The following is a 21590-nucleotide window of genomic DNA, read 5'->3' as shown; positions in this document are numbered from 1 at the left end:
TCAACTGAACAGCAGCGCGATACGGTAGGTCAGGAAGGCGGCCAGGTAGGCCAGGCCTGCCTGGTAGGCCACCGAGAGGGCCATCACCTTCCACGAATTGGTCTCGCGGCGGATCACCGCCATGGTCGAGATGCATTGCGGCGCGAACACGTACCAGGCCAGCAGCGCCAGTGCGGTGGCCAGCGACCACTGCGCGGCGATGACCGGGGCGAGCTGCGCGGCCATGGCGTCGTCGCCGCCGCCGCCGGACAGTGCGTAGACCGTGGCCAGCGCGCCCACGGCGACTTCGCGTGCGGCCAGGCCGGGTACCAGCGCCACGCAGATCTGCCAGTTGAAGCCGATCGGGGCGAACACCTTCTCCAGCGCCTGGCCGATCATGCCGGCGAAGCTGTAGTCGATGGCGGGGCCGGTGGCGCCCGCCGGCGGCGCGGGAAAGCTGCCGAGGAACCACAGCAGCACGGTCAGCGCCAGGATCACCTTGCCCACGCGCGACAGGAAGATGCGGGCGCGCTCCCACAGGCCGAGCGCGAGGTCGCGCAGGTTGGGAATGCGGTAGGAGGGCAGCTCCATCATCAGCGGATGATCGGTGCGGTCGCGGCGGAAGTACTTGAGCACGTAGGCCACCACCAGCGCGCTGAGGATGCCCGTCAGGTACAGGCCGAACAGCACCAGGCCCTGCAGGTTGAACAGTCCCAGCACCGTGCGTTGCGGAATGAAGGCGCCGATCAGCAGCGTGTAGACGGGCAGGCGGGCCGAGCAGGTCATCAGCGGCGCCACCAGGATGGTGGTGAGCCGGTCGCGCGGGTCCTGGATGGTACGCGTGGCCATGATGCCGGGGATCGCGCAGGCGAAGCTCGACAGCAGCGGGATGAAGGAGCGTCCGGACAGTCCCGCGTTCATCATCAGGCGGTCTAGCAGGAAGGCCGCGCGCGGCAGGTAGCCCGATTCCTCCAGGGTCAGGATGAAGAGGAACAGGATCAGGATCTGCGGCAGGAACACCACCACGCTGCCGGCGCCGGCGATCAGGCCGTCGGTCAGCAGGCTCTTGAGCATGCCGTCGGGAAGGTAGGTGCCGATCAGCTCGCCGAAGGCGTGCACGCCGCCCTCGATGCCGTCCATCAGCGGCGTGGCCCAGGAGAACACGGCCTGGAACATCAGGAACAGCAGTACCGCCAGGATCAGCAGGCCGAACACCGGATGCAGCACGATGCGGTCGAGGCGGTCATCGAGCGCCGCCGTGCGCGCGGGCATGGAAATGGCCGCGTCCAGCAGGCGCTTGACCTCGCGGTGGACGTCGCCTTCCTCGGCCGGCACCGCCGGCACCGCCGGCAGGGTCTGGTCGAGCACCTGCAGCAGCGCCGCGGCGCCGTTGCGCTTGACCGCCACCGTCTCCACCACCGGCACGCCCAGCGCGGCCGACAGCTTGGCCACGTCGATGCGGATGCCGCGCCGTGCGGCGGCGTCGCTCATATTGAGCACCACCACCATGGGCAGGCCGAGGCGGCGCAGCTCGAGCACGAAGCGCAGGTGCAGGCGCAGGTTGGTGGCGTCCACCACCGACACCAGCAGGTCGGGGCGCGGCTCGTCGGCGCGGTGGCCCAGGCAGATATCGCGCGTGATGGCCTCGTCGAGGCTGGCGGCGTGCAGGCTGTACGCGCCGGGCAGGTCGAGGATGCGCACCTGGCGGCCGGCCGGCGAGACGAAATGGCCTTCCTTGCGCTCGACCGTGACGCCGGCATAGTTGGCCACCTTCTGGCGGCTGCCGGTCAGGCGGTTGAACAGCGCGGTCTTGCCGCAATTGGGATTGCCGACGAGCGCGATGCGCAGGGCCGGATGGGTCGAAGCGACAGGCATATTGGGCTGGGGGAGGCTCAGGCGACCGAACGGCGTGCCGTCGAGGCATTCGCGTCCTGGGCGGCCGGTTCGAGGCGGGAGACGGAGGCGCTGGCCACTTCGATCGCGATGCGCTCGGCCTCGGCGCGGCGCAGCGCGAAGCGGGTGAAGCCGACCTGGGCCACCAGGGGGTCCTTGCCGAAAGGGCCATGGGCCACGATCTGCACCGTTTCTCCCGGTACGAAGCCCAGCTCGCGCAGGCGGCGCGAGACCGGATCGTTCGGCATGGCGTCTTCCACTGAGGTCACGACGGCGACGGTGCGCCGCGGCAGTTCAGGCAACCGCATGATGCTTCCAGTGCAGGGACCGGCTTCGCCATCGGGGGCGCCCGCGCAAGCAGGGAAACCGCGTCCAGGATACGTGAATGAAAATCGTTTTCATTGTATCGCATTCTGGACCCGCCGCGCCGCCGGCGCCGTCGCGGGCGTGCGCCGCCGCCCGCAGCGGCGGGTGGAAGTGGCCGCAAGCCGCACAATTAACGCAATTGCGTTATTGGTCGCGCATTGCGCCGGGGGTAAGCTGCAGGCACGCTGAACACCCCGTTCCACGCGTACTTCAAGGCCACCGGCCCCGCGCGGCCGGTGGCCTTTTTCTCATGGCAGGCCGGATACGCCCACGCCATCGCCCGGTCCGTCCGGCAGCCCCTGCCCCTGCCCCACCATCTCGACGAAGCGCTCGCGCGCCGGGTGATCGGGCGTCAGCTTCCAGGCGCAGTAGACCTCCGACGGCACGGTGGACTCGGCCAGCGGGCGGAATGCCGCGCCCGCCATGCCGGAGCGCTGCAGCGCCGCCGGCACCACCGCCACGCCCATGCCCTGCGACACCAGCGAGACCACCGACAGCCAGTGGCGCACCTCGTGGCGGATCTGCGGGTAGAAGCCCTGCGCGGCGCACATCTCGAAGATGCGGTTGTAGTAGTCGGGCGATGCCTTGCGCGAGAACAGCACGAAGGGTTCGCCGCGCAACTCTGCCAGCGCCACCGCCGCGCGCGTTGCCAGCGCGTGGTCCTGCGGCATGCAGCAGACGAAGGATTCGCTGTGCGCCAGGATCGCGCCGAGTTCGTCGGGCAGGTGGCGCGTATGCACGAAGCCGGCGTCGAGCTGGCCGTGCAGCAGGGCATCGATCTGCTCCTGCGAATTCAGCTCGGTCAGGGCCACCTCGATGCCCGGATAGCGGGCCTGGAACGCCCGCAGGTGCTCGGGCAGGCCACGGTACAGCATCGAGCCGACGAAGCCCACGCGCAGCCGCCCCACCGCGCCGGCTTCGATCTGGCGCGCCAGCAGGCGCGCCTCCTCGGCCTGGGCCAGCAAGGCCGTGGCCGACTCGCGGAAGGCGCGCCCGGCCGCCGTCAGGCGCACGCCGCGGCTGTCGCGCTCGAACAGGCGCGCGCCGACCGAAGCCTCCAGCTGCTGGATGTTGAGCGACAGCGGCGGCTGCGAGATGGCGAGCCGGCGCGCGGCGCGTCCGAAGTGCAGCTCCTCGGCCAGCACGAGGAAGTAGCGCAGGTGGCGGAATTCCATGGCAATACAGAAAACATATTGATCGAGCCAATTTTAGAATTAGACACGAATCGGCGGGGTTTGAATAATGGGGTTCAGCCAGTCCCCGCGCCTGGCGCCCCGCCGGCCCGACCGGGATGCTTTCCCGGCACTTCCTGCCGGCGCGCGTGCCGGCAGCGGGGCCAAAGACCAGGAGACCCCTCATGCCGACCAGCGCCGCCCGCCAGGGCGTACCCGTTTCTGCGTCCCCCGATTCTGCCTCCCCGGTGCCCGTTGCCCAGGCCGCCGCCGCGCACCCCGTGCCCGACCGCCACGGCAGCAACCTGTTCAGCGACGACCCGGACCTGCGCGCGCTGCTGCCGCTCTATCTGCCGCAGGCGCTGGTCTCGCACCTGCTGCCCCATCTCGACCGCATGGGCGCCCTGGCCGGCGGCGTGCTCGACGAACTGGCCCGCACCGCCGACCACAATCCGCCCACGCTGTCGCACCGCACCCGCAGCGGCGTCGACGCGCAGCGGGTCGACAAGCACCCCGCCTATGTGCAGATGGAACGTGTGGCTTTCGCCGAATTCGGCCTGGCCGCGCTGTCGCACCGCGCCGGCGTGCTGGGCTGGGATGCGCCGATGCCGCCCGCGGCCAAGTACGCGCTGACCTACCTGTTCGTGCAGGCCGAGTTCGGCCTGTGCTGCCCGCTGTCGATGACCGACTCGCTGACGCGCACGCTGCGCAAGTTCGGCGATCCGGCCCTGGTCGAGCGCTACCTGCCGAACCTGACCACCCAGGTCTTCGAGGACCTGTACCAGGGCGCCATGTTCATGACCGAGCAGGGCGCCGGCTCCGACGTGGCGGCCACCGCCACGCGCGCCGTGCGCGACGCGCAGGCCGAGGGCGGCTGGCGCCTGTCCGGCGACAAGTGGTTCTGCTCGAACCCGGACGCCGGCCTGGCCATGGTGCTGGCGCGCGCCGAGGACGAGGCGGGCAACGCCGCGCCGGGTATCAAGGGCGTGTCGCTGTTCCTGCTGCCGCGCACGCTGTCCGACGGCAGCGCCAACCACTTCCGCATCATCCGCCTGAAGGACAAGCTGGGCACCCGCTCGATGGCCAGCGGCGAGATCCGCCTCGAAGGCGCGCATGCCTACCTGGTCGGCGAACTCGGCCGCGGCTTCGTGCAGATGGCCGACATGATCAACAACTCGCGCCTGTCCAACGGCGTGCGCGCGGCCGGCCTGATGCGGCGCGCGCTGACCGAGGCCCGGTTCATCGCGCGCGAGCGCCAGGCCTTCGGCAAGCGGCTCGACGGCATGCCGCTGATGCGCCGCCAGTTGCTCAAGCTGACCCTGCCCACCGAGCAGGCGCGCACCATGGTGTTCCAGACCGCCGAGGCGCTGCGCCGCGCCGATGCCGGCGAAGCCGACGCCTACCCGCTGATGCGCATCCTGACGCCGCTGATCAAGTTCCGCGCCTGCCGCGACGCGCGCAAGGTCACCGGCGACGCCATGGAAGTGCGCGGCGGCTGCGGCTATATCGAGGAATGGAGCGACCCGCGCCTGGTGCGCGACGCCCACCTCGGCTCGATCTGGGAGGGCACCAGCAATATCGTCGCGCTGGACGTGCTGCGCGCCATCCGACGCGAAGGCGCGCTGCCGGTGCTGCAGGCGCACCTGGCCGGCCTGCTGGCCGACACCCCGCTGCATCCTGAGGCGCGTCTCGCCTTCGCCGCCGCGGTGGCGCGCGCCGCCGGGCTGGCGCAACAGGCGGCCGAGGCTGGCGCCGACGGCGACGTGCTGGCGCGCCAGGCCGCCTCCGCCCTGTACCACGTCACCACCGCCGTCGCCATGGCGTGGGAGGCCGGCCGCATCGGCTCGGTGCGCCGCATGCGGCTGGCCCAGCTGGTGCTGGTGCATCGCGTGCTGCCGCAGGATCCGCTGGCCGGCGCGGCCGAGCCGGAATGGCTGGCCGAGACCGTCGACGCACCCGAGGACGGCCCGCTGCGCGCAGCGGGCGCGGTCGACGCCGTCAACCTCTTCTAGCCGCTTCCTCGCCGATCCATCGCTGGTTCATCGCCGGCCCTGGACCGGCCGCGTGCCAGGCCCGCGTGCCATGGCGCGCCGGCGCCACCGCCGCAGCGCGGCGGCGGCGCCGGTCCCGGCATACCCGCCGGGCCCACATAAGACAGACCCTGGAGACAAGCATGACCACGTCCAACACGCCCCTGTGGCGGCGCTTCGCCGCGTTCGCCGGCTGCGCGCTCTGCCTCGCCGCCGCCCCCGCCTTCGCCCAGAAGGACTTCCCCAGCAAGCCCCTGATGCTGGTGGTGACCTACCCGCCGGGCGGCCCCACCGACGCCATGGCGCGCACGCTGGCGGCCGCGCTCAAGAGCAGCCTCGGCCAGCCCGTGGTGGTCGAGAACCGCGCGGGCGCCGGCGGCAACATCGGCGCCGAGGCGGTGGCGCGCGCCGAACCCGACGGCTACACGCTGATGTTCGGCACCTCGGCGCCGCTGGCCATCAACGTCAGCCTGTACCGCAAGATCAACTACGATCCGGTCAAGAGCTTCGCGCCGGTGATCCAGATCGGCCACCTGCCCAATGTGCTGGTGGTCAACCCCGGCGTCCCCGCCAGGAACGTGCAGGAACTGGTCGCCTACGGCAAGGCGCACCCGGGCAAGCTCAGCTACGCCTCGTCGGGCAACGGTGCCTCGTCGCACCTGGCTGGCGTGATGTTCAACAACCTCGCCGGCACGGACTTCCAGCACATCCCCTACAAGGGCACCGGCCCGGCGCTCAACGACCTGCTGGGCGGCCAGGTCAGCATGGCTTTCACCGACGTGCTGACGGCGCTACCCTTCATCAAGAGCGGCAAGCTGCGCGCGCTGGGCGTGACCACGCGCACACGCTCGCAGGCACTGCCCGACCTGCCCACCGTGGCCGAGCAGGGCGTGCCCGGCTTCGACGTCTCGGTCTTCTTCGGCGTGGTGGCGCCGGCCGGCACGCCGGCGGACGTGATCGCCAAGCTCAACCATGCCTTCGCCGACGCGCTGCAGCAGCCGTCCGTGCGCAAGACCCTGCAGGCGCAGGGGCTGGAGTTCGCCGGATCCACAGCGCCGCAGCAGCTGGAGGGCTTCATCAAGTCCGAGGTGGTCAAGTGGCGCGACGTGGTGAAGAAGTCGGGCGCGCAGCTCGACTGAACGGGAGCGGGCAGGCTGGCCGGGCGCGGGCGGCGCGCTGCGCGAGCGGTGCCGCCGCCGTATCATGGCGGCTTCGATAGTCACCGCTCTGGAAAACCCATGCAACAACCTTCCGAACTCCCTGCCAACGCATTCGCCGGCGAAGCCCCCGGTGTGCTGTTCGGCCTGCCGATGCCGATGGCCAGGGCTTTCGGCCTGCGCGGCGAGGCGATCGGCAACGATCAGGCCCGCGTGCGCATGCAACACAACACCGACTACACCAACAGCCGCGGCGACGTGCATGGCGGCGCCATCGCCACCCTGCTCGACTGCGCGCTGTCGTGCGCGGCACGCTCGCACGATCCGGCCCGCTATGGCGTGGTCACCGTCGACCTGACCGTGCATTTCATCGCGCCGGGCCGCGGCGATGTCATCGGACTCGGCTTCTGCGAACGGCGCGGCCGCGCGCTCAGCTTCGTGCGCGGCGAGGTCCGCGACGAGGCCGGCGAGCTGCTGGCGCTGGCCACCGGCACCTTCAAGCTGGTCGAGCGCGCCGCCTGACGGCAGCGCCCGGTCGACCCGCCAACCCATCCGCCGCATCGAGGAACTCACAACATGAATGCTGCACCCGCTGCTTCCGCCGCCATGCCCGGCGCGCTTGCCGGCATCCGCGTGGTCGACCTGTCGCGCATCCTGGGCGGCCCGTACTGCGGGCAGATCCTGGGCGACCACGGCGCCGACGTGCTCAAGATCGAACCGCCGCAGGGCGACGACACCCGTACCTGGGGCCCCCCGTTCAAGGATGGCGTGGCGTCTTACTACTTCGGCCTCAACCGCAACAAGCGCGTGATGACGCTGGACCTGACCCAGCCCGCGGGGCGCGAGGCGCTGCTCGCGCTGCTGGCCGACGCCGACGTGCTGATCGAGAACTTCAAGACCGGCACCATGGAGAAATGGGGCCTGGGCTATGACACGCTGTCGCGGCGCTTCCCGCAACTGGTGCACTGCCGCGTCTCCGGCTTCGGCGCGGACGGCCCGCTCGGCGGCCTGCCCGGCTACGATGCCGCCATCCAGGCCATGACCGGCATCATGAGCATCAACGGCGAGGCCGATGGCGAGCCGCTGCGCGCGGGCCTGCCGGTGGTCGACATGGTCACCGGCCTGAACGCCGCGCTGGGCGTGCTGCTGGCGCTGCAGGAGCGCGGGCGCAGCGGCCGCGGCCAGTTCGTCGAGGCGGCGCTGTACGACTCTGGCCTGTCGCTGCTGCACCCGCATGCCGCCAACTGGTTCATGAACGGCAAGACGCCGGGCCGCACCGGCAATGCGCATCCGAACATCTATCCCTACGACACGGTCGCCACCGCTACCGACCCGATCTTCCTGGCGGTAGGCAACGACCGCCAGTTCCGCATCCTGTGCGAGCACCTGGGCGTGCCGGCACTGGCCGACGACGAACGCTACGCCACCGCCGGCGCGCGCTCGGTCAACCGCGCCGCGCTGAAGGTGGAGCTGGAGCAGCGCATGGCCGGCCGGGACGGCAAGGCCCTGGCCGACACGCTGGTGGCCGCAGGCGTGCCGTGCGCGCCGGTGCTGTCGGTGCCGGATGCGCTGAAGCACCCGCACACCGCGCACCGCGGCATGGTGGTGGAGATGGAAGGCGGCTATACGGGCCTGGGCGCGCCGGTCAAGCTGAGCCGCACGCCGGCCACGTACCGGCATGTGCCGCTGACACCGGGCGAGACGTTCCTGCCGCGGGAGGAATAGGCGGGATGGGATGCGGTCGCGCTGGACGCAGCCACCAGACACGCCAACGCCGTGGGCCAAGCATGGTGTCTTGGCTCCCTCGCCCCGCATGGGGAGAGGGCGGGGGAGAGGGGTCGTTTAGCAAGGCGCCACGCCCAGCGAAGCCAACGGTGTGATCCAGCACGCGAGCACGGAAACGAAGCCGATGGTGTCATCCCACCCGCCACGGTCAGCCAGCGCCTGCCCTCACCCCCGGCCCCTCTCCCGCAAGCGGGAGAGCGGAGCGGACCGGCGCGGCGCGAGCGCGGCCGCGCCGGGCCATGCCGCTTCGAACTCCGGATTCCCTAGCCCGGAATCATCCCCGTCAGCCAGTAGGCCTGCACCATCGTGATGAGGCCCACGATCACCGCGAACAGCAGGCTTTGCTTGACCGTGAAGCGGAACAGCTCCGACTCCTTGCCGACCAGCCCGGTGGCCGCGCAGGCCACGGCGATCGATTGCGGCGAGATCATCTTGCCGGTCACGCCGCCGGTGGTGTTGGCGGCCACCAGCAGCGTGTCGTGCACGCCGATCTGGTGGGCGGTGGTGCTCTGCAGCGAGCAGAACAGCGCGTTGGACGAGGTGTCCGATCCGGTCAGGAATACGCCCAGCCAGCCCAGGAAGGGCGAGAAGAAGGGGAAGGCCGCGCCGGTGCCGGCCAGCAGCAGGGCCAGCGTGGATGACATGCCCGAGTAGTTGGCGACGAAGGCGAAGGCCAGCACCAGGCCGATCGACAGGATGGGGCGGCGCAGTTCCAGCAGGGTCTCGCCGAAGGTGGCCAGCAGCGCGCCGGGCTTCATGCGCAGCAGGACGGCCGATACCAGCGCCGTCAGCAGGATGGCGGTGCCCACGGCCGACAGCAGGTCGAGCTTCAGCACGGCTTCGTAGGGCTTGGGCGAGGCGACGATCGGCGCCGCCTTCAGCACCATCTGGTCCAGCCCGGCGATCTTGAACTTCAGCACCGTGCCGGCCAGCGCGCCGTTGGCGGCGAACAGGGCCTTGAACGGCGCCAGGCTCCACACCGTGACCACGGCGGTCAGGATCAGGAAGGGCGACCACGCGCGCAGCGTCTGGCCGGCGCTATAGGGCGAAGGCGTGCGCGGTCGCGCCGCCTTGCCGCCCAGGCCGCCACCGAAGCCCGCCAGCGCCGCGGCACCGCCGCCGACGCCGACCGTGCCGCCGGCTGCCTGCCGCGCGCTGCGCGGTTGCCACACCTTGAGAAAGGCCGCCAGCGACACCAGGCTGACCAGTGCCGAGGTGATGTCCGGCAGTTCCGGCCCGATATGGTTGGAGGTGAAGTACTGCGTCACGGCGAAGCTGCCGCCGGTGACCAGCGCCGCCGGCCAGGTTTCCTTCACGCCCTTGGCGCCGTCCATCATGAACACCAGCCAGAACGGCACCGCCAGCGACAGCAGCGGCAGCTGGCGGCCGGCCATGGCGCCGATGTGCATGGCATCGATGCCGGTCACCTGACCGGCGACGATGATGGGGATGCCCATGGCGCCGAAGGCCACCGGCGCGGTATTGGCGATCAGGCACAGGCCGGCGGCGTACAACGGGTTGAAGCCCAGGCCCACCAGCAGCGCGGCGGTGATTGCCACCGGCGCGCCGAAGCCCGCCGCGCCTTCGAGAAAGGCGCCGAAGGCGAAGCCGATCAGCAGCATCTGCAACCGCTGGTCGTCGGTGATGGCCAGCACCGAGGCGCGGATCACGTCGAACTGCCCGGTCTTGACCACGATCTTGTAGAGGAACACCGCCGTCACGATGATCCAGGCGATCGGCCACAGGCCGTAGGCGAAGCCGAAGCCGGCCGCCGCCAGCGCCTGCTGCGCCGGCATGCCGTAGGCGAACACCGCCACGGCGAGCGCCAGCAGCAGCGTGATGGCCGCCGCCACATGGCCCTTCAGGCGCAGCACGGTCAGTGCGAGAAAGAAGAACAGGATGGGAACGGCGGCCGCCAGCGCCGACAGCCAGAGGCTGCCGAGCGGCGTGTAGAGCTGGGTCCAGGGTTGCACAGTAGTCTCCTGAGGGATGGCGATGGATTGGTGGTGGTTGTTTTTGGGGGGGCGGTGGCTTTGGCTGCCGTTGTCTTGTCTGGAGCAATCGCTTTGCCGGCGTCTCGTGCCGATCTCGTGTCGGTCCTGTCCTTGCGCGTCGCATCGCGTGCCCGCTTGTTTGCTCCCCTCTCCCGCTTGCGGGAGAGGGGTTGGGGGAGAGGGCAGGCAGGCGCCAGAACGACGGCACTCACTTCGCGCGAGCGCCCGCCCTCTTCCCCGGCCCCTCTCCCACCGGCGTGGGAGAGGGGAGCAAGCCATTGGCTACGCGCGCGGCTTCAGCCCTACTCCGCCTGCCCGCGCTCGCGCAGCAGGTCGGCCAGGCTGCGCTCGGCCGGCACCAGCGGCGCGCGATGCCGCGTCCAGCCCATCTGCTGCGCGGGCGCCAGCGCGCGCAGCCGCGTGGCGGCCCAGCGGAACAGGCGGTAGCGCGACGGATGGGCGAAGGCGCCGCTCCAGAAGCGCCAGATCAGGTGTTCGCCGCGGCGGTACTTCGCGCCCTGGCCGCGCAGCGGGTGTGCCACCTGCTCGTGCGGGTCGCGGTTGGCCTCGGTGCGCAGCCGTACCAGCAGTTGCGGGATCGGGATACGCACCGGGCACACCTCGCCGCAGGCGCCGCACAGGCTCGATGCGGTGGGCAGGTCGGCGGTGGCCTCCAGTCCGAGCAGGTGGGGCGAGATGATCTTGCCGATCGGGCCCGGGTAGGTGGTGCCGTAGGCATGGCCGCCGATGCGCGTGTAGACCGGGCAGTGGTTCATGCAGGCGCCGCAGCGGATGCATTGCAGCGTGGCGCGCAGCTGCGCGTCGGCGTAGGCCTGGCTGCGGCCGTTGTCGAGCAGCACCAGGTGCAGTTCGCGCGGGCCGTCCAGCTCGCCGGCGCGGCGCGGGCCGGAGATCAGGTTGAAGTAGGTGGTGATGGCCTGGCCGGTGGCCGAGCGCGTGAGCAGGCTCGACAGCGGCACGATGTGCTCCAGCCTGGCCACCACCTTTTCCATGCCCATGATGGCGATGTGCACGTCGGGCACGGTGGTGGACAGGCGGCCGTTGCCTTCGTTCTCCACCAGCCACAACGTGCCGGTATCGGCGGCGGCGAAGTTGACCCCCGACAGCCCGATGTCGGCCTCGACAAAGGCCTGGCGCAGCGCGCGCCGGCCCGTCTGGATCAGCTCGTCGACATCCTCGGTGTAGGGCGTGCCGGGAATGTGCTGCGCGAACAGTTCGGCGATATCGCCGCGCGTCTTGTGGATGGCCGGCATGACGATGTGCGAGGGCTTCTCGCCGGCGAGCTGGACGATGTACTCGCCCATGTCGGACTCGATGCAGTCCACGCCGCGCTCGGCCAGGTAATGGTTCAGCTCCATTTCCTCGCTCGCCATCGACTTGCCCTTGATCACACGGCGCGCGCCGCGCGCCTGGGCGATGCCGTGGATGATGGCATTGGCCTCGTCGGCGGTCTCGGCCCAGTGGACCTGCACGCCGGCGGCGGCCAGCTTCGCCTCGAGTTGCACCAGCAGCTCGGGCAGCCGCGCCAGCGCGTGCTGGCGCACGGCTTCGCCGAGGTCGCGCAGCTGCTCCAGTTCCTCGCCGTCGGGGAACTGCACGGCGCGCTTGCCTTGCAGGAAGTCCATGGCGCCGCGGAAGCTGGCGCGCAGCTTGTCGTCCTCCAGCGCGGCGCGGGCGCGCGCCTTGAAGTCGGCGGCGGGCACGAATTGCATGGGGCGGGCGTTCATTGCGGCTCTCCTTGCGGCGTGGCCGGCGCGGGGGCCTCGTCGACGATCCACACCCACAGCCGGCGCGGGCCGTGCGCGCCGTAGGCCAGGGTCTGCTGGATGTCGGAGGTCTTGGAGGGGCCCGACACCATCACCAGGTTGGTCGGCATGCCGTCGGCCCAGCGCTCGGCCTGCACGGCCGCGTGCAGGTCGGCATGCAGGGTGCTGGCATGGACCAGGGCCACGTGCAGCGGCGGCACCAGCGAGACCGTGCGCGGACTGCCGGCGTCGGGCGCCAGCACCAGCGTGCCGGTGGCGGCGAGGGCGGAGCGCGCGACGGTGAACCCGGCGTCGATGGTGTCGAACAGCTCGGCCTTCCAGGCTTCGAGCGGCTGCTTGTAGGCGCGGGCCTGCACCGAGGGCGGCAGCGCGCGCGCCAGGGCGGCGCCTTCGCTGCCGGCCGGGTCGAGCAGCAGGCGGCGCACGCCGGCCTCGGCCAGCCGGGCCGCCAGCTGCCCGGGCCAGGAGACGGCGTCGCTGCGCCAGACCTCGGCATGCGAGGCTTCCAGCGCGCGCTGCAGGGTGTCGGCCAGCGCGGCAGTGGATGGTGCCAACGCGGGCCGGCGCGCGGCGTAGTGGGCGTCGATGCGCCGGCTCAGTGCCTGTGCGCCTGCCGCATCTGCCGTAGCTGGCGCCGCGCCGGCCTGGGCCTCGGCGCGGGCCGCGCGCAGGCGGCCGAGCATGCGCTCGCGCGCGCCCTGGCCGGGCTGGCCGTTGCGGGTGGGAGCGGGGGCGCTCATGCCTGCCCCTCCCCGCCGGTGCGGCGCCACAGGAAGCTGGCCAGGTGCTCCACCGGCAGCGGCGCGCCCTGGTGAACGGCGGCATGGCCGATATTGAGCAGGCAGCCGCAGTCGGCCGAGACCAGCCGTTCGCAGCCGGTGGCGCAGGCCGAGGCGATCTTGTCCTGGACCATGGCGCCGGAGATATCGGGGTGCTTGAGCGAGAAGGTGCCGCCGAAGCCGCAGCACTCGCTTTCGCGGGCGTGCTCGACGCGGGTCACGCCCGGCAGCGCGTCGACCATGGCCACGCCGTGCTCGCGCGTACCCATTTCTCGACGGGCTCCGCAGGAGGTGTGCAGCACCACCCGCTCGTGCGGCTGGCCGGCCGGCGCGCGTGCCGCCAGGTCGAGCTTCAGCACATGCAGCAGGAATTCGGTGAGTTCGAACACGCGCTCGGCGAGCGCGCGCGCCTTGGGGCCGAGCACCGGGTCGTCTTCGAACAGCCGCGGCCAGTGGTGGCGCATCATGCCGGCGCAGGAGCCGGAGGGCACCACGATGGGCCAGGGTTCGGCGAACAGGTCGAGCTGGGCGCGCGCCACGGCGCGGGCCTCCTCGGGATTGCCGCTGCTGTAGGCGGGCTGGCCGCAGCAGCTCTGCTGGCGCGGATAGTGGACGGTCAGGCCCTCGCGCTCGAGCAGCCGGACCGCATCGAGCCCGGCCTGCGGCACGAACAAGTCGACCAGGCAGGTGGCGAACAGGTAGACCTGCGCCGGGGCGGCGGGATATTGCCGATGAATCATGTCTCGCTCCGCAAGGCTTGGGCTGCGCCTTTGTCTGAGGGTGGGGGACGCCGGCACGCCGGCGCGGCGGACTGCTGCGCGGCGTGTTTGGGCGCATAATTCACGCTTCCGCGCGCCAGTTCAAATTGGTTGGACCAGAGGCAGCGCAGGCGCAGGGGACCAGGGGGAAGCGATGCAGGGAGCGGGGAACGGACCATGGCGGGGATGAGCCCGGCCGGCGGCGCGCGCGGGCGGGTCGAGGCGGTCATGCGCCGCATGGAGACCGCCCTGCTGGACGGCACCTGGGCGCCGGGCACGCGGCTGCCCGCCGAGCGCCAGCTCGCCGAGCAGTACGCGGTGGCGCGCAACACCGTGCGCGAAGCGATCCAGCGGCTGGCCGCGCGCGGCCTGCTGCAGAGCCGGCGCGGCGCCGGCGTCTACGTCACCGACCAGCTGCGCGCCGGCATCGCCTCGCCGTGGGGCCAACTGGTGGCGGACCACCCCGCGCTGCGCGACGACATCCTGGAGTTCCGCCGCGTGCTCGAAGGCGCCACCGCCTATTTCGCCGCGCTGCGCGCCGACGCCGGCGACATCGCGCGCATCCGCGCGCTGCTGCGGGAACTGGAGCGCACCCGCGCCGAGGACGACAAGGCCGCCGAGGCCGATGCCGACGCGCGCCTGCACGACGCCATCGCCCAGGCCTCGCACAACACCATGTTCCTGCACCTGCATACCAGCGTGATCGGCATGCTGCGCGAACACATCACCATCAATGGCACCGGCCTGCGCGAGCAGGACGCCGCCGCCTCCGGGCAACTGCTGCTGCAGCACCGCACGCTGTGCGAGGCGATCTGCGCGCGCCGCCCCGAAGAGGCGCGCACGGCCATGCAGACCCATATCGATTTCGTGCGCAGCCACGTCGAGCGGGACGGCGGCTGAGGCCCGCCGGCCATTTCGCCGGGGGCGATGCGAGCGGAATTGGTCCAACCGCTGGCGCCGCGCGGCGTATGCGCCGCGGGCCCGGCGGCCGATGCCGCCTCAGACCAGCTCGACGGCGGCCAGTTCGCGCTTCAGGTAGGCGTAGAAGATCGGGCCGGCGATCACGCCCGGGATGCCGTACAGGGTTTCCATCAGCAGCATCACGGTCAGCAGTTCCCACGCCGCGGCCTGGATGCGCGCACCGATGATGCGGGCGTTGAGGAAGTACTCCAGCTTGTGGATCACCACCAGGTAGAACAGGGACAGCACGGCGATCGGCAGGGATACCGACAGCGAGGAAACCACGATCGCGGTATTGGAGATCAGGTTGCCCAGCACCGGCAGCAGGCCGACCACGAAGGTGATGACCACCAGCGTCTTGCCCAGCGGCAGGTGCACGCCGAACAGCGGCAGCACCAGCAGCACGTAGGCCGCCGTCATCACCGTGTTGATCAGGGAGATCTGCACCTGCGCGAAGATGAACTGGGCGAAGGCGCGCTGCAGCATGCGCGCCCGCTCCACCAGCGCGGCCGCCAGCGGGCGCCGGTTGGGCTTGGAGATGGCGCGGTAGAGCGCGACCATGGCGCCGATCACGCAGCCCACCAGGATGTGCACCAGCGTGCGCAGCACCTCGGCCCCCAGCTTCTGCGCCATCTGCGCGTGCTCGCGCAGCCAGTGGATCAGCGTGTTGGCCAGCTCTTCCACGCCGCGCGGCAGGGCATCGCTGATCCAGGGCGGCAACTGCCCGCGCGAGCGGTCGATGATGTCGGCCACGTGGTCGAGCAGTCCGTCCAGGGTCCTGCCCTCGCCGCCGATGAAGCGGGCCAGCGCCCAGCCCGCCAGCCCCAGCGCCAGCAGCAGCAGGGTGCTGAGGATGGCGACGGCGAGCGCGTCGTGCTTCTGGTGAAGGCGGGTCAGTTTCGGCGCCAGCACGTCGACCAGCGAATACAGCAGCAGTCCCGACAGCAGCGCCGCCACCAGGTTGGCCTGCAGCACCATCCAGAGCGCCAGCGCGCTGAGCGCGTAGGCGACCGTGCCGACATGGGCCCAGGCCGGCAGCGGGGTGCGCGGCGATGGGGTGGGATCGGGTTCCGTCATGCGTTCTCCAAATGGGGATGGGGTACCGATGTGCCGGCACCGTCTCTCTGCAACGATTGTCGGTGGCGCCGGAGCCGAAGGCAAGGCCGCCCGGCTGGCGCCGCGGGTCGGGTTTGCGCGATGATGTGGCTAGTCCACTGCAGGAGCCGATGTGCCAGCCCAGACACTGCCTGCCCCCGCCCTGTCCTGCGACGCCGTCCGGCCCGGCGCGATGGCCGCGCCGCGCGGAGGCTGAGCGCCATGGCCTTCACCCGCACCGTGGGCCTCGAGCGCCACGTCTTCGCCGACCTCAAGACCCTGCTGGCCAAGGCCGGTCCGGCGCGCTCCGGCGACAGCCTGGCCGGCGTGGCCGCCGCCAGCGAGGCCGAGCGCATGGCCGCGCGCCTGGCGCTGGCCGACCTGCCGCTCGCGCATTTCCTGGCCGAGGCCGTGGTGCCCTACGAGGACGACGAAGTCACCCGCCTGATCATGGACAGCCACGACCGCGCGGCATTCCGCGAAATCGCCTCGCTGACGGTGGGAGACTTCCGCAACTGGCTGCTGCGGCACGAGACCGACGCCGCCGTGCTGGCGCGCGTGGCGCCGGCCATCACGCCGGAGATGGCGGCGGCGGCCAGCAAGCTGATGCGCAACCAGGACCTGGTCTCGGTGGCGCGCAAGTGCCGCGTGGTGACCCGCTTCCGCAATACCATCGGCCTGCCCGGCCGGCTGTCGGTGCGCCTGCAGCCCAACCACCCGACCGACGATCCGAAGGGCATCGCCGCCGCCATCGTCGACGGCCTGCTGTATGGCTGCGGCGACGCCACCATCGGCATCAACCCGGCCTCCGACAGCCTGCCCGCCATCGTGGCCCTGCTGCGCCTGGTCGACGCGCTGCGCCAGCGCTTCGACATTCCCACCCAGTCCTGCGTGCTGACCCACGTCACCCACACGCTGCGCGCCATCGAGCAGGGCGCGCCGGTGGACCTGGTGTTCCAGTCGGTGGCCGGCAGCCAGCGCGCCAATGCCGCCTTCGGCATCGACCTCGCGCTGCTGGCCGAGGCGCGCGCGGCGGCGCGCGCGCTGGGGCGCGGCACGGTGGGCGACAACCTGATGTACTTCGAGACCGGGCAGGGCAGCGCGCTGTCGGCCAATGCGCACCACGGCGTCGACCAGCAGACCATGGAGGCGCGCGCCTATGCGGTGGCGCGCGCGTTCTCGCCGCTGCTGGTCAACACCGTGGTCGGCTTTATCGGGCCGGAGTACCTGTATGACGGCAAGCAGATCATCCGCGCCGGGCTGGAGGATCACTTCTGCGGCAAGCTGCTGGGCCTGCCGATGGGCTGCGACGTCTGCTATACCAACCATGCCGAGGCCGACCAGGACGACGTCGACACGCTGCTGACGCTGTTCGGCGTGGCCGGCATCCACTTCATCATGGGTGTGCCGGGCGCCGACGACATCATGCTCAACTACCAGAGCACGTCCTTCCACGACGCCCTCTACCTGCGCGAGACGCTGGGCCTGCGGCCGGCGCCCGAGTTCGAGGCCTGGCTGCAGCGCATGGGCCTGGCCGATGGCAGCGGCCGCCTGCTGCCGCCGGGCAGCCGCCAGCCGTTGCTGCGGCTGGCGCATGAGCTGTGAAAGGCGCTGCGAAGCTGCCCCGATGCGCCCCGATGCGCCATGACAAGCCCCGAGAGGAGCCCACCGTGACCACGTCTTCCCCGTCCGATATCCCGCCTGCCGGCGCAAGCGTACCCATTTCTGCGTCCGCCCCGGAGCCGGGCGCCGCCGGGTCCGGGGCCGCGCCGGACGAAGCCTGGCAGCGCCTGCGCGCCTTCACGCCGGCCCGCATCGCGCTCGGCCGCGCCGGCCACAGCCAGACCACGGACACCGTGCTGGCCTTCGGGCTGGCGCATGCGCAGGCGCGCGACGCGGTGCACGCGCCGCTGGCGCGCGCGGCCATCGGGCAGGCGCTGGAGGCCGCCGGCTTCGCCCGCCTCGACGCGCACAGCGCCGCGGCCGACCGCCAGCAGTACCTGCGCCGCCCCGACCTGGGCCGCCGCCTCGACCCGGCCAGCCGCGCCCGGCTGGCGGCGGCACGCGCCGTGCCGGGGCCCGACGTGGTCTTCGTGATCGCCGACGGCCTGTCCGCCGTCGCCGCCGAGCGCCATGCGCTGCCCCTGCTGCAGGCCGTGCGGCCGCTGCTGCCCGGCTGGCGCTTCGGGCCGGTGGTGGTGGCCGAGCAGGCACGCGTGGCGCTGGGCGATGAGATCGGCGCAGAAATGGGTACGCTTCAGGTCGTGATGCTGATCGGCGAGCGTCCCGGCCTCAGTTCGCCGGACAGCCTCGGCATCTACCTGACCCATGGTCCGCGCGTCGGCCGCACCGATGCCGAGCGCAACTGCATCTCCAACGTGCGCCCGCAGGGGCTGTCCTACGCCGAGGCGGCGGCGCGGCTGGCCTTCCTGCTGCGGGGCGCGCTGGCGCTGGGACGCTCGGGGGTGGACCTGAAGGACGATAGCGGGCCGGGCGCGCTGGTTCCGACCGTACCCGTATCGCGCTGACCCGCGCTGACCCGCGCGCGGGCCGCGGGCCGCGGGCGGCAGGGGCCGGCCGGCGTCCTCAGGCCATGTCGAACACCCGTCCCGGATTGAGGATGCCGCGCGGGTCCAGCGCTTGCTTGAGCGTGCGCATCAGGGCCAGCTCGGCCGGCGTGCGCGAGTGGTGCAGGTAGGGCTTCTTGTGCAGGCCGATGCCGTGCTCGGCCGAGATGCTGCCGGCGAATTCGCCGACCACGCCATAGACCAGGGCCTCGATCTCCGCCTCGGGAAAGCTTGCCGCGGTGGCGCCGGGCAGGTGCACGCTGACATGCAGGTTGCTGTCGCCGACGTGGCCGAAGTTGACCAGCTCGGCCCGCGGCCAGGCGGCCAGCACGCGGGCGCGCAGGGTGTCGGCGAAGGTGCCGATGGACCCGATCGGCAGGCTGACGTCGAAGGCGGCGTTGGGAGCCCAGCGTTGCGGGAACTCGGCCACGGCGTCGCGCAGCGCCCACAAGGCATCGGCCTCCTTCTGGCTGGTGGCCAGCGCGGCGTCGGCGATCAGGCCGGCTTCCAGCGCGGCTTCGAGCAGGGCTTCGAAGGCGGCGCCGTCCTGGGCGGCATCGTCGCCCTGCAGGTCGAGCAGCACGTAGAAGGGGTGGCCGGCCGGCAGCGGGGCGCGCATGCCGGGCACGCGGCCGGTGACGATGCCGTAGTAGTCCGCCCACATGACTTCGAAGGCGGACAGCCGTCCCGACAACCGCCGCTGCGCCAGGCGCAGCAGCGCGACCACATCCTCGTAGCGTGCCAGCGCGCACAGCGCCGTCTGCGTGCAGGCCGGCAGCGGCGCCAGCCGCAGCACCGCGCGCGTGATGACGCCGAGCGTACCTTCGCTGCCGACGAAGAGCTGGCGCAGGTCGTAGCCGGCGTTGTTCTTCTGCATCTTGTTGAGGGCGCTGAGCACGGTGCCGTCGGCCAGCACCGCCTCGAGCCCGAGCACCTGCTCGCGCGCCATGCCGTAGCGGATCACGCGGTTGCCGCCGGCATTGGTGGCGAGGTTGCCGCCGATCTGGCAGCTGCCGCGCGCGCCCAGGTCCAGCGCGAGCAGCCAGCCGGCCTCGCGCGCGGCCTCCTGCGCGGCCTGCAGCGTGGTGCCGGCGCGCACGGTCATGGTGCCGGCCTGGGGATCGATTGCCTCCACGCCGCGCAGGCGTTCGAGCGATAGCACCAGTTCGCCGCCGCGCGGCGTGGCGCCGGCCGCCAGCCCGGTCAGGCCACCCTGCGGCACCACCGGCTGGCCGTAGCGATGGCAGGCGGCCAGCACGGCCGCCACTTCGCCGGTGTCGCGCGGCCGCGCCACCGCGAGTGGCGGCTGTGGATCGAGCGGGGCGTACCAGTCCTTGCGGAAACGCATCTCGATGTCGGCACCGGCCTGCAGGCCGGCGGGGTCGAGGCGGTCCCGCAAGGCCTGCAGCAGCGAGGCGCGGTCGGAGGACATGAGAGTGCTGGGCATGGCGGGCATGGTCGAGGTGGCAGCGGAGGTGGCCGCGCGCCCGGGATGGTCCCATGGCGCGCAGGACGGTCGCAGATGCTAGGCCGCCGCGGTGGTCCGGTTAAGAGCCAATCGGCGCCGGCCGCATGGCGCCACCTCGGGGTGCCGGCCTGGGGCCGCCCTCAGGCCCCGCTCCAGGCCTCCCGGTTGATGGTGGCGGCGCCCAGCACCGGGCGCGGCCGCTGCGTGCGCGCCAGGTGTTCCAGCGCGGGTTCGATCACCTCGGCGAGCTTGTGGAAGGCGGGGCCGATGGTTTCCTCGGGCACGCAGGCGTAGCCCAGCAGCAGGCCCTGCTGCGGTGTCGAGGTATCGCTGTAGTAGCGCGACAGCGGGCGCGCGGACAGCCCCTGGGTGCGGGCCGCCATGCTGATGCCGAGGTCGTCGGTGCCCGCCGGCAGGTGCATCACCATGTGCAGGCCGGCCTCGTGCGTGGAGGTCGGCCAGTCGGCGCCGAAGCGGGTGGCGATGGCCTCGCGCAACAGGCCCTGGCGCTGGGCATAGCGCTGGCGCATGCGGCGGATGTGGGTCGCGTAGTGTCCTTCCTCGATGAATTCGGCCAGCACCGCCTGCTGCACCAGCTGGCCTTCGCGGAAGAGCTCGGACTGGGCGGTGGCGAAGTGCGGGGCGAGCGGCTTGGGCAGCACCATGAAGCCCATGCGCAGGCCCGGGAACAGCGTCTTGGAGAAGGTGCCCATGTAGATCACGCGGTCGTGCTCGTCCAGGCCCTGCAGCGAGGCCAGCGGCCGTCCCTCGAAGCGGAACTCGCTGTCGTAGTCGTCCTCCACCAGCCAGGCGCCGCGCTGGCGCGCGTACTCCAGCAGCATGCGCCGCCGCGGCAGGCTCATCACCATGCCGAGCGGGTACTGGTGCGAGGGCGTGACGAAGATGAAGCGCGGCGGGTCCTGCAGCATGGCGGCATCGGGCGCGATGCCTTCCTGGTCGACCGGTACCGGCAGCGTTTCGATGCCGGCGTTGGTGAGCAGGCTGCGCGTGCCCCAGTAGCCGGGGTCCTCCATCCACGCCTTGTCGCCCGGGTCGGCCAGCAGCCGCCCGATCAGGTCGATGGCCTGGTGGATACCCGTGGTGAGGATGATCTGGTCGGGCTCGCAGCGTACCGAGCGCACCAGGCGCAGGTGTTCGGCCAGCACGCGCTTGAGCGGCGGGTAGCCACCGTTGTGCGCATACGTCAGCAGCTCGGGGCGCGGCGCGCGCCAGACCTTGTTGAGCAGCCGCGCCCAGACCGCGTGCGGGAACAGCGAGACATCGGGCACGCCGGCGACGAAGGCACCCCATTGGCGATCGGATGCACTGGCGTGGGACACGAGATGCTGGCCGCGCCGGGAAAGGGTGAATCGGTTTGGATTTTGCTGCACTGCGGGCACTGGCGTGGTGCCACTTTGCGCCTTACCGTGGTGCAGTGCACTGTGGTCGGGAAAACTATGCGACACGAAGGTGCCACTTCCCGTCGAGGCCGTGACATAGCCCTCGGCGAGCAGTTGCTCATAGGCATAGAGCACGGTGTTGCGCGAGACCCCGACTTCCTTCGCCAGCATGCGCGAAGCGGGCAGCTTGCTGCCCGCCACCAGCGTTCCGGCAAGGATTTCCTGCCGGATGATGTCGTAGAGCTGGCGGTTCATATGCGCCCCGTTTTTATCCACGGCGCCGCCCGCCGGCCGTTCCAGACGCTGCAGCAGCAGTTCCGACAGAATCGTTTCCTTCAAAGTGGCACCTGATGAAATCGGAAATATGGACCTACCTATGGTACCAACCTTGCGTTAATTT

At 71.3% G+C, this 21590-nt stretch carries 17 protein-coding genes; 7 read left to right on the top strand and 10 right to left on the bottom strand.

Annotated features, from left to right (window positions below; all coding sequences use genetic code 11):
• The 3 genes from feoB to BKK81_RS21475 form a co-directional block, all read right to left on the bottom strand.
• The gene (gene feoB / locus BKK81_RS21485; RefSeq protein WP_071017549.1) at nt 1–1854 is read right to left on the bottom strand and encodes a ferrous iron transport protein B; all 1854 of its coding nucleotides are present in this window, start codon (nt 1852–1854) and stop codon (nt 1–3) included.
• Between the two features lie 17 nt (nt 1855–1871).
• Nucleotides 1872–2180 carry a FeoA family protein gene (locus BKK81_RS21480; protein WP_071017547.1) on the bottom strand — a complete coding sequence of 103 codons (309 nt, stop codon included), beginning with the start codon at nt 2178–2180 and terminating at the stop codon, nt 1872–1874.
• 306 nt (nt 2181–2486) lie between these two features.
• Complete coding sequence (locus BKK81_RS21475) at nt 2487–3413, bottom strand: LysR substrate-binding domain-containing protein (protein WP_083384325.1); 927 nt, start codon at nt 3411–3413, stop codon at nt 2487–2489.
• Between the two features lie 182 nt (nt 3414–3595).
• On the opposite strand from BKK81_RS21475, the gene BKK81_RS21470 reads away from it, so the two are divergent.
• From BKK81_RS21470 to BKK81_RS21455, 4 genes are all read left to right on the top strand, one after another.
• A complete protein-coding gene (locus tag BKK81_RS21470) occupies nt 3596–5422 on the top strand; it encodes an acyl-CoA dehydrogenase family protein (RefSeq protein ID WP_071017545.1) in 1827 nt (608 codons plus the stop codon).
• Nucleotides 5423–5583: 161 nt separating this feature from the next.
• A complete protein-coding gene (locus BKK81_RS21465) occupies nt 5584–6579 on the top strand; it encodes a Bug family tripartite tricarboxylate transporter substrate binding protein (RefSeq protein ID WP_071017543.1) in 996 nt (331 codons plus the stop codon).
• A gap of 99 nt (nt 6580–6678) precedes the next feature.
• Entirely contained in the window at nt 6679–7119 is a 441-nt protein-coding gene (locus BKK81_RS21460; RefSeq protein ID WP_071017542.1) for a PaaI family thioesterase, read from the top strand.
• A 54-nt stretch (nt 7120–7173) separates the two neighbouring features.
• Nucleotides 7174–8322 (top strand): CaiB/BaiF CoA transferase family protein, encoded by a 1149-nt coding sequence (locus BKK81_RS21455; RefSeq protein ID WP_083384324.1) that lies wholly within the window; start codon nt 7174–7176, stop codon nt 8320–8322.
• Nucleotides 8323–8645: 323 nt separating this feature from the next.
• Here the strand turns inward: BKK81_RS21455 and BKK81_RS21450 are convergent, their stop codons facing one another.
• From BKK81_RS21450 to BKK81_RS21435, 4 genes are all read right to left on the bottom strand, one after another.
• Entirely contained in the window at nt 8646–10355 is a 1710-nt protein-coding gene (locus BKK81_RS21450) for a lactate permease LctP family transporter (protein WP_071017540.1), read from the bottom strand.
• Nucleotides 10356–10678: 323 nt separating this feature from the next.
• Entirely contained in the window at nt 10679–12124 is a 1446-nt protein-coding gene (locus BKK81_RS21445; protein ID WP_071017538.1) for a LutB/LldF family L-lactate oxidation iron-sulfur protein, read from the bottom strand.
• Complete coding sequence (locus BKK81_RS21440) at nt 12121–12903, bottom strand: LutC/YkgG family protein (protein WP_071017537.1); 783 nt, start codon at nt 12901–12903, stop codon at nt 12121–12123. Before BKK81_RS21440 ends, BKK81_RS21445 begins: the two co-directional genes overlap by 4 nt.
• Complete coding sequence (locus BKK81_RS21435) at nt 12900–13682, bottom strand: (Fe-S)-binding protein (RefSeq protein WP_071017535.1); 783 nt, start codon at nt 13680–13682, stop codon at nt 12900–12902. Before BKK81_RS21435 ends, BKK81_RS21440 begins: the two co-directional genes overlap by 4 nt.
• 195 nt (nt 13683–13877) lie before the next feature.
• On the opposite strand from BKK81_RS21435, the gene BKK81_RS21430 reads away from it, so the two are divergent.
• A complete protein-coding gene (locus BKK81_RS21430) occupies nt 13878–14600 on the top strand; it encodes a FadR/GntR family transcriptional regulator (protein WP_231908189.1) in 723 nt (240 codons plus the stop codon).
• A gap of 99 nt (nt 14601–14699) precedes the next feature.
• Here BKK81_RS21430 and BKK81_RS21425 read toward each other — a convergent pair whose 3' ends face one another.
• Nucleotides 14700–15737 carry an AI-2E family transporter gene (locus BKK81_RS21425; protein WP_071017533.1) on the bottom strand — a complete coding sequence of 346 codons (1038 nt, stop codon included), beginning with the start codon at nt 15735–15737 and terminating at the stop codon, nt 14700–14702.
• Nucleotides 15738–15977: 240 nt separating this feature from the next.
• Here BKK81_RS21425 and BKK81_RS21420 point away from each other — a divergent pair, with 240 nt between their 5' ends.
• Nucleotides 15978–17360 carry an ethanolamine ammonia-lyase subunit EutB gene (locus BKK81_RS21420; protein ID WP_071017531.1) on the top strand — a complete coding sequence of 461 codons (1383 nt, stop codon included), beginning with the start codon at nt 15978–15980 and terminating at the stop codon, nt 17358–17360.
• 116 nt (nt 17361–17476) lie between these two features.
• On the top strand, nt 17477–18283 hold the full coding sequence (gene eutC, locus BKK81_RS21415) for an ethanolamine ammonia-lyase subunit EutC (protein ID WP_442873319.1): 807 nt from the start codon (nt 17477–17479) through the stop codon (nt 18281–18283).
• Between the two features lie 58 nt (nt 18284–18341).
• Here the strand turns inward: eutC and BKK81_RS21410 are convergent, their stop codons facing one another.
• A complete protein-coding gene (locus tag BKK81_RS21410; RefSeq protein WP_231908188.1) occupies nt 18342–19769 on the bottom strand; it encodes an FAD-binding oxidoreductase in 1428 nt (475 codons plus the stop codon).
• Nucleotides 19770–19930: 161 nt separating this feature from the next.
• On the bottom strand, nt 19931–21529 hold the full coding sequence (gene pdxR, locus BKK81_RS21405) for a MocR-like pyridoxine biosynthesis transcription factor PdxR (RefSeq protein ID WP_197524033.1): 1599 nt from the start codon (nt 21527–21529) through the stop codon (nt 19931–19933).
• Between the last annotated feature and the right edge of the window lie 61 nt (nt 21530–21590).

The organism is Cupriavidus sp. USMAHM13 (assembly GCF_001854285.1).
Lineage (GTDB): Bacteria > Pseudomonadota > Gammaproteobacteria > Burkholderiales > Burkholderiaceae > Cupriavidus > Cupriavidus malaysiensis.
This window is presented reverse-complemented; position numbering and strand designations above follow the sequence as displayed.

What these genes read in the sequence shown, in the direction of transcription:
- BKK81_RS21440 (WP_071017537.1), bottom strand. Translation starts at nt 12,903, where the DNA reads ATGAGCGCCCCCGCTCCCACCCGCAACGGCCAGCCCGGCCAGGGCGCG.
- BKK81_RS21445 (WP_071017538.1), bottom strand. Translation starts at nt 12,124, where the DNA reads ATGAACGCCCGCCCCATGCAATTCGTGCCCGCCGCCGACTTCAAGGCG.
- BKK81_RS21480 (WP_071017547.1), bottom strand. Translation starts at nt 2,180, where the DNA reads ATGCGGTTGCCTGAACTGCCGCGGCGCACCGTCGCCGTCGTGACCTCA.
- BKK81_RS21460 (WP_071017542.1), top strand. Translation starts at nt 6,679, where the DNA reads ATGCAACAACCTTCCGAACTCCCTGCCAACGCATTCGCCGGCGAAGCC.
- BKK81_RS21410 (WP_231908188.1), bottom strand. Translation starts at nt 19,769, where the DNA reads ATGCCCAGCACTCTCATGTCCTCCGACCGCGCCTCGCTGCTGCAGGCC.
- BKK81_RS21420 (WP_071017531.1), top strand. Translation starts at nt 15,978, where the DNA reads ATGGCCTTCACCCGCACCGTGGGCCTCGAGCGCCACGTCTTCGCCGAC.
- BKK81_RS21470 (WP_071017545.1), top strand. Translation starts at nt 3,596, where the DNA reads ATGCCGACCAGCGCCGCCCGCCAGGGCGTACCCGTTTCTGCGTCCCCC.
- BKK81_RS21465 (WP_071017543.1), top strand. Translation starts at nt 5,584, where the DNA reads ATGACCACGTCCAACACGCCCCTGTGGCGGCGCTTCGCCGCGTTCGCC.
- BKK81_RS21475 (WP_083384325.1), bottom strand. Translation starts at nt 3,413, where the DNA reads ATGGAATTCCGCCACCTGCGCTACTTCCTCGTGCTGGCCGAGGAGCTG.
- BKK81_RS21435 (WP_071017535.1), bottom strand. Translation starts at nt 13,682, where the DNA reads ATGATTCATCGGCAATATCCCGCCGCCCCGGCGCAGGTCTACCTGTTC.
- BKK81_RS21425 (WP_071017533.1), bottom strand. Translation starts at nt 15,737, where the DNA reads ATGACGGAACCCGATCCCACCCCATCGCCGCGCACCCCGCTGCCGGCC.
- BKK81_RS21430 (WP_231908189.1), top strand. Translation starts at nt 13,878, where the DNA reads ATGGCGGGGATGAGCCCGGCCGGCGGCGCGCGCGGGCGGGTCGAGGCG.
- feoB (WP_071017549.1), bottom strand. Translation starts at nt 1,854, where the DNA reads ATGCCTGTCGCTTCGACCCATCCGGCCCTGCGCATCGCGCTCGTCGGC.
- BKK81_RS21455 (WP_083384324.1), top strand. Translation starts at nt 7,174, where the DNA reads ATGAATGCTGCACCCGCTGCTTCCGCCGCCATGCCCGGCGCGCTTGCC.